Source organism: Sphingomonas sp. SORGH_AS_0950, assembly GCF_030818415.1.
GTDB lineage: Bacteria > Pseudomonadota > Alphaproteobacteria > Sphingomonadales > Sphingomonadaceae > Sphingomonas.
This window is the reverse complement of the sequence record NZ_JAUTAE010000001.1, coordinates 403,924-415,621: the sequence shown is the minus strand read 5'-3', so window position 1 is coordinate 415,621 and position 11,698 is coordinate 403,924. Positions and strand designations below refer to the sequence as shown.

8 protein-coding genes are annotated in these 11,698 nt (G+C 67.1%); 5 read left to right on the top strand and 3 right to left on the bottom strand.

Going from position 1 to position 11,698, the window contains the following annotated elements; all coding sequences use genetic code 11:
* Positions 1 to 10: 10 nt before the first annotated feature.
* From QE385_RS01680 to eat, 5 genes are all read left to right on the top strand, one after another.
* Positions 11 to 1,963, top strand: coding sequence for a PAS domain S-box protein (locus QE385_RS01680; RefSeq protein WP_307098443.1), 1,953 nt, complete (start codon positions 11 to 13; stop codon positions 1,961 to 1,963).
* Complete coding sequence (locus QE385_RS01675) at positions 1,929 to 2,288, top strand: response regulator (RefSeq protein ID WP_307098441.1); 360 nt, start codon at positions 1,929 to 1,931, stop codon at positions 2,286 to 2,288. The genes QE385_RS01680 and QE385_RS01675 overlap by 35 nt, the downstream gene beginning before the upstream one ends.
* A gap of 216 nt (positions 2,289 to 2,504) precedes the next feature.
* On the top strand, positions 2,505 to 3,914 hold the full coding sequence (locus QE385_RS01670) for an ethanolamine ammonia-lyase subunit EutB (RefSeq protein ID WP_307098439.1): 1,410 nt from the start codon (positions 2,505 to 2,507) through the stop codon (positions 3,912 to 3,914).
* A complete protein-coding gene (eutC, locus tag QE385_RS01665) occupies positions 3,911 to 4,714 on the top strand; it encodes an ethanolamine ammonia-lyase subunit EutC (protein ID WP_307098438.1) in 804 nt (267 codons plus the stop codon). Before QE385_RS01670 ends, eutC begins: the two co-directional genes overlap by 4 nt.
* Before the next feature lie 14 nt (positions 4,715 to 4,728).
* Positions 4,729 to 6,120, top strand: a complete 1,392-nt coding sequence (gene eat, locus QE385_RS01660; protein WP_307098436.1) for an ethanolamine permease — start codon at positions 4,729 to 4,731, stop codon at positions 6,118 to 6,120.
* A gap of 52 nt (positions 6,121 to 6,172) precedes the next feature.
* Here eat and betA read toward each other — a convergent pair whose 3' ends face one another.
* From betA to QE385_RS01645, 3 genes are all read right to left on the bottom strand, one after another.
* Positions 6,173 to 7,831, bottom strand: coding sequence for a choline dehydrogenase (betA, locus tag QE385_RS01655; RefSeq protein WP_307098434.1), 1,659 nt, complete (start codon positions 7,829 to 7,831; stop codon positions 6,173 to 6,175).
* 11 nt (positions 7,832 to 7,842) lie between these two features.
* On the bottom strand, positions 7,843 to 9,861 hold the full coding sequence (betB, locus tag QE385_RS01650) for a betaine-aldehyde dehydrogenase (protein ID WP_307098432.1): 2,019 nt from the start codon (positions 9,859 to 9,861) through the stop codon (positions 7,843 to 7,845).
* A 162-nt stretch (positions 9,862 to 10,023) separates the two neighbouring features.
* Positions 10,024 to 11,679, bottom strand: a complete 1,656-nt coding sequence (locus QE385_RS01645) for an APC family permease (protein ID WP_307098430.1) — start codon at positions 11,677 to 11,679, stop codon at positions 10,024 to 10,026.
* Positions 11,680 to 11,698: the final 19 nt, after the last annotated feature.

The following is an 11,698-nucleotide window of genomic DNA, read 5'->3' as shown; positions in this document are numbered from 1 at the left end:
GGAGATTTTCATGCCGAAGATCAAAGAGATGATGAAGCGGCAACAGGTGCTTGCCGATTTCGGCGATTTCGCCATCCGCTCGGAGGACCTCGACGCGGTCCTGACCGAGGCCTGCCGCCTGGTGGCGAAGGCACTGGGTACGGACCGCGCCAAGGTCCTCGAAATTCAGGAGGAACGACAGCAACTCTTCGTCCAGGCCGGTGTCGGCTGGGCGAAGGATGTCGTCGGACATGTCCACCTGTCGATGACGGAGGCGTCGTCCGAAACCTATTCCATCAATGCTGGCGAACCCGTGGTTTCCCAGGATATTACCAAGGAAGACAGGTTCATCATCCCCGCATTCATGAAAGAGGCCGGCGTCGTCGCGCTGGTCAACGTACCCATATTGGTGCCGGGCAGACGCCCCTATGGCGTCCTTCAGGTCGATGCGACCGGCCCGCGCACATTCGGCGACGACGAAATCCAGTTCCTGCGGACCTATGCGGCCATATTGGGCCCGGTGATCGACCGGCTCCGCAAGGTGGATCGCCTCCATGCCAGCGAAGAACGTTTCCGCCGCATCGTCGAAACCGTCCAGGACTATGCCATCTTCACGACCGATGCCAAGGATCGCATCGACAACTGGTTTCCGGGTGCTGAGGCCGTCTTCGGCTGGACCGCCGACGAGGCGGTGGGGCAGCTCGGCAGCATCGCCTTCACCCCCGAGGATCGGGCGGCGGGAGAGGACAAGCGGGAGATCGAAACCGCGCGCCGGGACGGCTATGCCGCCAATATCCGCTGGCACCTGCGCAAGGACGAACGACGGATCTTCATCGAGGGGGCCGTGTGGGCGCTTCTCGACGAGGGCGGCACGGCTCGCGGCTTCGTCAAGGTCGGCCAGGATGTGACCCAGCGCAAGCGTGCCGAGACGGCCCTGCGCGAAAGCGAGGAGCGGCTTCGCAGCGCGGTCGAAGTCGGTCAGCTGGGGTTATGGGACTGGAACGTCATCACCGGAGAGGTCCACTGGTCCGACGAGCATTTCCGCATGGAGGGCTATGATGTCGGAGAGGTGACGCCCAGCTATGAAGCCTGGTCGTCGCGCATCCATCCCGAGGATCGCGCGCGGACCGAGGCGGCGCTTCACCAGGCCATGGAACGGCAGGAGGAATTCGTCCATGAGTTTCGGGTCGTCCATCCGGACCACTCGGTCCATTGGCTTTCCGGTCGGGGCAAATTCGATCATGATGCCGCCGGTCGCCCCGTCCGCATGGTGGGTGCGGTGGTGGAGACCACCGATCGCCGCGAATGGAAGGAGCGTCAGCAGATCTTGGTCAAGGAATTGCAGCACCGCACCTTCAACCTGATGGGCATGGTGCGCTCGATGGCCGATGCGACCATCCGGTCGAGCGTCGACCTGAAGGACTTCCGCGCCAAATTCCGTGACAGGATCGAGGCGCTGGCCAGGGCCCAACGCCTGTTGTCGCAATTGCGCGACGACGACCGGGTGACCTTCGGCGACCTCATCCAGGCGGAGCTGGATGCGACCGGCGCGCTCGATGCCGCGCGCCCGCGCGTCACGCTGGACGGCCCGCACGACGTCCCCCTGCGGTCCGGCACGGTGCAGACCTTCGCAATGGCGCTGCACGAGCTGACGACGAACGCGGTCAAATATGGCGCGCTCAGCCAACCGGGCGCGCATCTTGCCGTTCGCTGGCGGGTCGAGGACGGCGCGAACGGGGAACCGTGGCTGCATGTCGACTGGCGGGAGAGCGGCGTGAACATGCCCCCTGATGGCCAGGCGCCGGGCGGCACCGGCCAGGGCCGCACCCTGATCGAAAAAGCGCTGCCTTATCAATTACAAGCAGAGACGACCTACGTTATGGCGGCAGATGGAATTCACTGCTCCATTGCTCTGCCGGTATCCAACCGGAGCCCATTGGAGTCGCGTGATGCCTCTCACCAATCGCCGGATCCTGATCGTTGAGGACGAATATATGCTGGCCCAGGATCTCCAGCTGGAACTGGAAGAGGCCGGCGCCATCGTCATAGGCCCCGAAGCCTCGGTCCCCTCCGCCCTGTCCCGCATCGAACAGGAAGACCGGATCGACGCCGTGATCCTGGACGTCAATCTGGGCGGGCAATTCGCGTTCCCCGTGGCCGATGCCCTGACCGCGCGGCACATCCCGTTCATATTCGCCAGCGGGTACGAGGACGACGTCGTGAAGAGCCGCTACCCCGACGTCGTCAACTGCGCCAAGCCGTTCGTTGCCAGACAACTCCTGCATTCGCTGGAGAATGTCCTGCCCTGACCTTCCGGGCCCATTTGCGCCATCGAAGCCGACGAGTAGCGCGATCGCACATACGGGGCATGGACCCGATGGACTTGATCCGGATCACGTTGCATGATCCGGAAAGCGCGGGGGTGTAGAGCGGGGCGCGCGACCTCGCCAGCGGCGCCAGGGGCGGATTTGACAGAGCTCGCATCGTTCCGGCGTGGCATCCGGCATGGCGGTCAGGAGGTCGGATTGGCGTATTCCTCGAATGTCGGCGGCCAGCACTTCGTCTTTCGCGATCTCAAACACCTCCTGGCCTGCGCATCGCCGCTGCGCTCCGGCGACGAACTGGCCGGTATCGCCGCGGAAAGCGCGGCGCAGCGCATGGCGGCCCGGTTCGTCCTGGCCGATCTCCCGCTCGACCGGTTTCTGCACGAAGCGCTGGTCCCCTATGAGGAGGACGAGGTCACCCGCCTCATCATCGACGGGCACGATCCCTCGGCCTTCGCGCCGCTCGCGCATCTGACCGTCGGGGGCTTTCGGGACTGGCTGCTGTCCGAACAGGCGGACACGGCCATGCTGGCGGCGGTCGCGGGCGGCCTGACCCCGGAAATGGTCGCCGCCGTATCCAAGCTGATGCGCAACCAGGATCTGATCGCGGTGGCGCGCAAGGTCCGCGTCGTCACCGCCTTTCGCTCGACGATCGGGCTGCCGGGACGATTGTCGACGCGGTTGCAACCCAATCATCCGACGGACGATCGCCATGGCATCGCCGCGAGCGTGTTCGACGGGCTGTTGTTCGGGGTCGGCGACGCGACGATCGGCATCAACCCGGCGACCGACAATGTGCCCAACGCGATCGACCTGATGAAGATGCTGGACGATCTGCGCCAGCGTTACGACATCCCGACGCAGACCTGCGTGCTGACCCATGTCACCAACACGATCGACATCATGGCGCGCGGCGCCCCGGTCGATCTCGTCTTTCAATCCGTGGCGGGCAGCGAGGCAGCCAATCGCGGTTTCGGCATCGACCTGGCCATCCTGCGCGAGGCGCACGACGCCGCGCGGTCGCTGCGTCGCGGGACGGTCGGCGACAATGCGATGTATTTCGAGACGGGACAGGGTGCGGCGCTGTCCGCCGACGCGCATCACGGCGTCGACCAGCAGACGATGGAGACACGCGCCTATGCGGTCGCCCGCGCGTTCGATCCGTTGCTGGTCAACACCGTCGTCGGCTTCATCGGCCCCGAATATCTTTACGACGGCAAGCAGATCATCCGGGCCGGGCTGGAGGATCATTTCTGCGGAAAGCTGCTCGGCCTGCCGATGGGGTGCGACGTCTGCTACACCAACCATGCCGAGGCGGATCAGGACGATATGGACGTCCTGATGACGGTGCTGACCCAGGCGGGCTGCACCTTCCTGATCATGATGCCCGGCGCCGACGACATCATGCTCAACTATCAGAGCCTGGCCTATCACGACATGCTGTACCTCCGCTCCGTCCTGGGCGTTCGCGCCGCGCCGGAGTTCGAGGCGTGGCTCGACCGCATGGACATGCTCGCCCCCGACGGCACGATCCGCTCCATCGGCCCGGACCAGTCCCGGCTGCGGGCATTGGCGGACATGGGGGCGGATATGGGGGCAGCCCGGCCATGAGCGACGATCGCGACCGGTCCCTGACCGAAGACGCCGCGCCGCGCGATCCATGGACGATCCTTCGCCGGGCGACCAAGGCCCGTATCGGCCTGGGCCGCTCGGGCAACGCCATACCGATGGACGAGGTCCTCCGGTTCCAGGCGGCCCATGCCATGGCGCGCGACGCGGTCCATGCCATGCTCGACGTCGCCGCGCTGGAGCGGGACCTGGCGCCGCTGGCCGCTATCGCCGTTGCCAGCATGGCCCCGGACCGCGCGACCTATTTGCGACGGCCCGACATGGGACGCCTGCTGGCGCCGGACGATGCGGAGCGGCTGACGACCCTGCGCGGCCCCTTCGACATCGTGTTCGTGGTTGGGGACGGCCTGTCCTCCACGGCGGTACAGCGGCACGCCGCGCCGATGATCCATGCCTGCCGTCAGGCCCTGCCCGAGCTGTCGATCGCGCCGGTCGTCATCGCGCGACAGGCCCGCGTGGCCATCGCCGACCCGATCGGGGCCGCGATCGGCTCACGGCTCAGCGTCATCCTGATCGGCGAGCGACCGGGCCTGACCGTGTCGGACAGCCTGGGCCTGTACCTCACGCACGACCCGCGTCCGGGGCGGCGGGATTCGGAACGCAACTGCATCTCCAACATCCACCGGCATGGCGGCCAGAGCTATGAGCAGGCGGCCCGGACGCTGGCATGGCTGGCGCGCGAGGCGCTGCGCCGGTCGCTGTCGGGGGTCGCGCTGAAAGAGGGACAGAATGCGGATACCCTGGAATCCCCGGGGACCATGCCGCGCATCGCAAGCGAATAATCGTAAGGGGGCTTATGACGCACGGGTCAGACACGCATCTCAAGAAATCGCTGAACGCCTTCCACCTCTGGGGCATCGCCGTCGGCCTGGTCATATCGGGGGAATATTTCGGCTGGAGCTATGGTTGGGCGACGGCCGGGACGCTGGGCTTCCTTGCCGTCACCGCGATCGTCGCGGCGATGTACATCGCCTTCATCTTTTCGTTCACCGAATTGACGACCGCCATTCCGCAGGCGGGCGGCCCCTTCGCCTATGCCTATCGCGCCTTCGGCCCCTGGGGCGGCGCGATTGCCGGTTTCGCCACGCTGATCGAGTTCGTGTTCGCCCCGCCCGCTATCTCGCTTGCGATCGGTGCCTATCTCGCCGTCCAGTTTCCGTCGCTTGATCCCAGGACGGCAGCACTGGGGGCCTATGCGATCTTCGTCGCGCTGAACATCGTCGGGGTCGGGATCGCGGCGACCTTCGAGCTGTTCGTGACGATCCTGGCGGTGGGCGAATTGCTGGTCTTCATGAAGGTGGTCGCGCCGATCTTTTCGCTCGACCATTTCGTCGCCGGGGGCTGGGCGGGCAGCGATACGCCCACGCTGCGATCGCTCGGCGGCATGTTCGCCGCCATCCCCTTCGCGATCTGGTTCTTCCTGGCGATCGAGGGCGTGGCGATGGCCGCCGAAGAAGCCAAGGAGCCGCGCCGGACGATACCGATCGCCTATGTCACCGGCATAGTGACGCTGACCGCGCTGGCCTTCGGCGTCATGATCCTGGCGGGCGGGTCGGGCGATTGGAAAGCCCTGTCCAACCTGAACGACCCGCTGCCCCAGGCGATGCGGCGGGCGGTGGGCGATTCCAGCGGCTGGCTGCACATGCTGGTCTGGCTGGGTCTGTTCGGCCTCGTCGCCTCGTTCCACGGCATCATCATGGGCTATGCCCGCCAGATGTTCGCCCTGGCGCGCGCGGGTTATCTCCCGGCTGCGCTGGGGCGCCTGCATCCCCGGTTCCGGACGCCGCACATCGCCACGATCGCCGGCGCGGCGGTCGGCGTCCTGACGATTTATAGCGACGGCTGGATCCGCTTCGGCGGGCAGCCGCTGACCGCGAGCGTCGTGACGCTGTCGGTCTTCGGCGCCCTGACCATGTACATCATGTCGATGCTGTCGCTGTTCCGGCTGCGGCGGCGCGAGCCCGACCTCGTCCGGCCCTATCGCGCACCCGGCTTCCCGGTCGTGCCCGGCTTTGCCCTGGGCATGGCGGCGGTCGCGGCCGTGGCGATGGTCTATTACAATACGGCGATCGCGATGCTGTTCGTCACGGTCATGCTGATCGCCGTGCTGCTGTCGGTCCGGCTGCGCGCGACCGCGTCACGCGACCATGACAACCCGACGGACATGGTCGCCGCCAGCGACGCGTGACGGACCTCCCGGTGTCGCGACATGGGTGCGGCACCGGCTGCCTCGCCGCGGCCTATCGCTGCCGCGTCTCCCACCCCTCGGCGCGGTAATAGTCCGCGTTCGAGGAGGCCAGCATCGGTCGGCCCAGGATATGGTCGGCCGCCTTTTCGCCAATCATGATCGTCGGCGCGTTGAGATTGCCGGTCGTGATCGACGGCATCACCGAGGAATCGACCACCCGCAGCCCCTCGACCCCATGCACCCGCAGCGCCGGGTCGACCACCGCCATGGGATCGGACGCCGCGCCCATCGCGCAGCTGCACGAGGGATGATAGGCGCTTTCGACATGGGTGCGGACGAATGCGTCGATCGCCTCGTCGTCCATGACCGCCGCGCCGGGCTGGATCTCGCGCCCGGCGAACGGTGCCATTGCCGGTTGCGCGAAGATCTCGCGCGTCAATCGGACACAGGCCCGCATCTCCACCCAGTCGTCCGGATGGCTCATATAGTTGAAGCGGATCGACGGCTTCTCCGCCGGATCGGCGCTGCGCAGGCGGACATGGCCGCGGCTTTTCGACCGCATCGGTCCGACATGCGCCTGGAACCCATGGCCCGTCGCCAGCGACGATCCGTCATAGCTGACCGCCAGCGGCAGGAAATGATATTGGATGTCGGGATAGGCGATGCCCGCGCGGCTGCGGATGAAGCCGCAGCTCTCGAAATGATTGGTCGCGCCGAGGCCCTTCTTGCCGAGCAGCCATTGCGCGCCGATCAGCGCCTTTCGCAGCGGATTCATCGCAGGGTACAAGGTGATCGGCTTCTTGGATTCGATCTGGAAATAGAATTCCAGATGGTCCTGCAAATTCTCGCCCACGCCGGGCAGGTCGTGGACCGGGGAGATGCCGTGCGCGGCCAGTTCCGCCGCCGGACCGATGCCCGACAGCTTCAGCAGTTGCGGCGAATTGATCGGCCCGCCCGCCAGGATCACCTCACGCCGGGCATGGATCGTCGTCTCCACCCCGCCCCGACGATAGACGATCCCGGTCGCCCGACGCCCCTCCAGCACGATGCGGGTCGCCAGCGCATGGGTCACGACCGTCAGGTTCGGGCGGCGCATGGCGGGCTTCAGATAGGCATTGGCCGCGCTCCAGCGGCGTCCGCGATGGACGGTCATGTCCATCCGCCCGAACCCTTCCTGCTGACGGCCGTTGATGTCGGCGGTCTCGGGATAGCCCGCCTCGCGCGCCGCATCGATAAAGGCCCGGTAGAGCGGATTGGCCAGGCGGCCATAGCTGGTATGGAGCGGCCCGGAATCGCCGCGCCACGCATCGCCGCCCTCCTCCCGAGTCTCCGCGCGCCGGAAATAGGGCAGGACATCGCGATAGCCCCAACCCGTCGCGCCCTCCGCCTCCCATCGGTCGAAATCCGCCGGATTGCCGCGCACATAGACCATGCCGTTGATCGAGGACGACCCACCAAGCACCTTGCCACGCGGGGTGTGCAGCCGTCGTCCGTCCAGATGCGGCTCGGGCTCCGTCTCGTAGCGCCAATTGTACCGCGCCATGTTCATCGGAATCGACAGCGCGCTGGGCATCTGGATGAAGACCGAGCGGTCGGACCCGCCCTGCTCCAGCACCAGCACCGAATGGCGCCCGCCCTCGGTCAGCCGCGCGGCCAGCACGCACCCGGCCGAGCCCGCGCCGACGATGATGTAATCGAAGCTGTCGGTCATCGCAGATCCGCTCAATAGGGGCAGTCGATGTCGGTCATCGCGACATAGACGCTCTTCAGACGGGTATAATGTTCGATCGCGGCCAGACCGTTCTCGCGGCCCAGGCCCGACGCCTTGTAGCCGCCGAAGGGCAGTTCGATCGGCGTGACGTTATACTGGTTGATCCAGCACGTCCCGGCCTCCAGCCGTGCGATCACGCGGTGCGCCCGCGTGATGTCGGCGGTGAAGACGCCCGCCGCCAGCCCGAACTCGGTGGCATTGGCGCGCGCGATCACCTCTTCCTCGTCATCGAACGGCAGCACCGTCATGACCGGGCCGAACACCTCGTCCCGCACGATGGAGGCCCGGTCGTCCTCGGCGACGAAGATCGTCGGGGCGACGAACCACCCGCGCGCGAGATCGCCTTCGATCAGGCGCTTGCCGCCGGTCAGCAGCCGCACGCCCTCGCGCCTGGCGCGCTCGATATGGCCGAGCACGATGTTCATCTGGGTTTCCGTCACCAGCGGACCGATCTGCGTCGCGGGATCGAGCGGGTCGCCGACGACCAGGCGGGTGGTGCGCGCCGCGAGACGTTCCAGAAAGACGTTCAGCACCGACCGATGCACGAAGACGCGCGTGCCGTTGGAGCAAACCTGTCCCGTCGAATAGAAATTGGCGAGCATCGCGCCCGACACCGCATTGTCGAGCGCGGCATCCTCGAACACGATCAGTGGCGACTTGCCGCCCAGCTCCAGCGTCACCGCCTTCAGCCCCGGCGCGGCGGCGGCCATCACCGCGCGGCCCGTGGGCACCGATCCGGTCAGCGATACCTTGGCGATGTCCTTATGCGTCACCAGCGCGCGGCCGAGCGGACCATAGCCCTGCACGACCTGGAAAATGCCGTCGGGCAGCCCGGCATCCCGGAAAACCTCCTCCAGCGCGGAGGCGGTCAGCGGCGTCTGTTCGGCGGGCTTGAAGATCATCGCATTGCCGCAGGCCAGCGCGGGCGCCGCTTTCCAGCACGCGATCTGCAACGGATAGTTCCACGCGCCGATCCCGGCCACCACGCCCAGCGGCTCGCGCCGGGTATAGCCGAAAGCCTCGGCTCCCAGGTCGAGATGCTGTCCCGCCACGGTCGCGGCGACGCCCGCATAATATTCCAGGCAATCCGCGCCGGACAGCACGTCGACCGCCTCGGTCTCCTGGACCGGCTTGCCGGTGTTGAGCGTCTCGATCCGCGCCAGTTCCAGATTGCGTTCGCGCAGGAGATCGGCGGCCCGGTGCAGGATGCGGCCACGATCGCGCGGGGCGAGCGCCGCCCAGGCGGGTTGCGCGGCACGGGCGCGCGCGACGGCGGCGTCGAGGGCCCCCTTGTCCGTCACCGCGATCCGGGCCAGCACCTCGCCGGTCGCGGGATTGCACGGCACGATCTCGCGACGCGGCGGCGGAGCGGCCGGTATCGCGGCCAGGCGGCTGTCGACGAACGACCCGATCAGCGCGCACGCGCTATCGCCGTCGATCTCGCTCCACTCCGACAGGGCTCCGCGAAGCCACACCCCGTCGATCATCGCCGCGATGGTCGCGGCCAGCGCGGGCGCCTCCTCGGCCGACACCAGCGCGCGGAGCGGATGGCGCAGGTTGGACAGCATCCGCCGCTGATACACGCGCTGGATACGGAACAGGCGAGGTTGGTGGCGCACATGCCCCCAAAAGGCCAACCAGACCTTGCTGGTCGCGCCGTCGAGCTCCTCGGGCGCCAGGTTCGTGTCGATCACCGCCTGAAGCCGCTCGCGCGGGCCCTCCGCCTGCGCCAGCCGTAGCCGGAGCCGGGCCCCGAGGCGCGTGGTCAGCGCCCGGAACACCGCTTCGAGCAGGCCTTCCTTGTCGCCGAAATAATGGGCGACGAGCCCCGGCGACACGCCCGCGCGCCCGGCGATCTGGACGAGGGTGGTTCCGACGAACCCCAGCTCGGCCAGGCTGTCGATCGTCATCTCGACCAGCTGGCGGGCGCGACCATCGTCGGCGATCGGCGAAGAACGGGCAATGACCATGTTCTGAAGACTCGTTCAATTGAGCAAGGCACGGAAATCACGATACCTAGGGTTATATGGCGTTTCCAGCCAAGGTGACCAGCCTGTTCGTTGAACGCTTGGTCAATCGCTGTCAACACCTGCGACCGATTCGCAGGGGCCAGGGCCGCCATGGCTTCCCCCTCACCCCGGAAGCACCGAGAAATGATGGGCGGCCGCGATGATCGCTGCGGCCAGGGCCAGCGCCGCATAGGGGCGTATCCCCGCACGCGGCGGATCGGCCGGCCGCGCGCCATCGCCGCGCGCCGCCGCCGGGAACCGGCCCCCGTCCTGGACATAATGGCGAAAGACGAACACCGGCAGGATCATCGCGGCGGCGACCAGACCGTTGCGCAGCGTGCCGGGGCCCCACACTTCCGCCCCGGCGCCCAGCAGCGCCAGATTGACGAACCCCAGCATCGCGCCGACCGCGATCAGCCAGTTCGGCGCGCGGAACGGACGCGGCCAGTGCGGACGGTCGATGCGGTGGATCCACCCCGCCTGAAGATTGAGGAAGATGAAGATCATGTAGCAGACGTTGGACACCATCAGGACCATGAAATAGTCCGACATCATCAGCAGGATCAGGTTGAAGCCCAGGTCCGTCCACATCGCCGCCGTCGGCGCGCCGTGGCGGTTCACCCGCGACAGATAGCGTGGCAGCCAGCCGTCGACCGATGCCTGGTACAGGGTGCGCGAGGACCCCATCATCGACGACATGACGATCAGCAGCAGCGCCAGGATGAACATCGCGACGAACAGGTTCGTGACGATCACGCCGCCCTTCACGATGCTCGCCAGCGCCAGCGCCACGCCCGTCCCGTCATAGATGGCGGGATTCATCAGTCCGCGCAGGCCCAGCGACGCCTGGAACGCCAGCGGCACCAAGGTGAAGATCGCCAGGCACATCAATCCCGCCGAGAAGATCGCCTTGTACGTGTCGCGCGCCGGGTCCCGGAACTCCCGGACATAGCAGACCGCGCCCTCGAAGCCGTAGGTCGACCAGCCCGCCCCGAACAGCCCCGCCGCCAGCACCGTCAGTCCTGCGGCATTCCAGCTGCCAAAGCCGATATGCCCCGCCGCATCGCGGACGATGGGGACGAGCGGAAACAGGTTCGCGGAGGGCAGATCGCCCGTGACGATCGGCACCAAGCCGATGAGCGCGAGCGGGCAGAGGCAGGCGAGCGCGAGCACCTTCTGCGTTCGCGCCGCCCGCGCCGCACCCTGATGCTGCAATAGGAAGGTCATCAACAGGAAAGCGGCGCCGATGATCGCCACGGCGTTGATCCGCAGCGTCAGTCCGGGCCGGATCGCGCCCAGGTCCAGCAGCGTCAGATGCCATGTGTTGATCGCCGCCCCCGCCGGAAACAGGCTGGTCAGGACATAGGCCGCGGCCAGCCCCGTGCCCAGCGCCAGCACCGGCGACCAGGCCAGCCAGTTGCACCATACGGAAATCGGCGCGACGAACTTGCTGTATCCGATCCAGGCCGCCGCGCCATAGACCGATGCCCCGCCGGACTTGTCGGGATACAGGCCCGCAATCTCGGCATAGACGAAACATTGCAGGAAGCCGATCAGCACCGACAGGATCCACACCGCCCAGGAGGCCTGGCCGACCACCGTCGCGACGCCCCCCATGGTCAGCAGCACCCCGGCGGGCACCCCGCTGATCGCCCAGAATGCGCCGCGCCAATCGAGCGCCCGTTGCAGCGTCGGGAGGCGCCCGCCCGCCACCCTGGGCCGGACGCCGACGTTCGCCTCGCCGTCCCAGCGTGTCGCCATCACCACATCGTCCGCCATTTCGCCCCCCCTCGTTCGT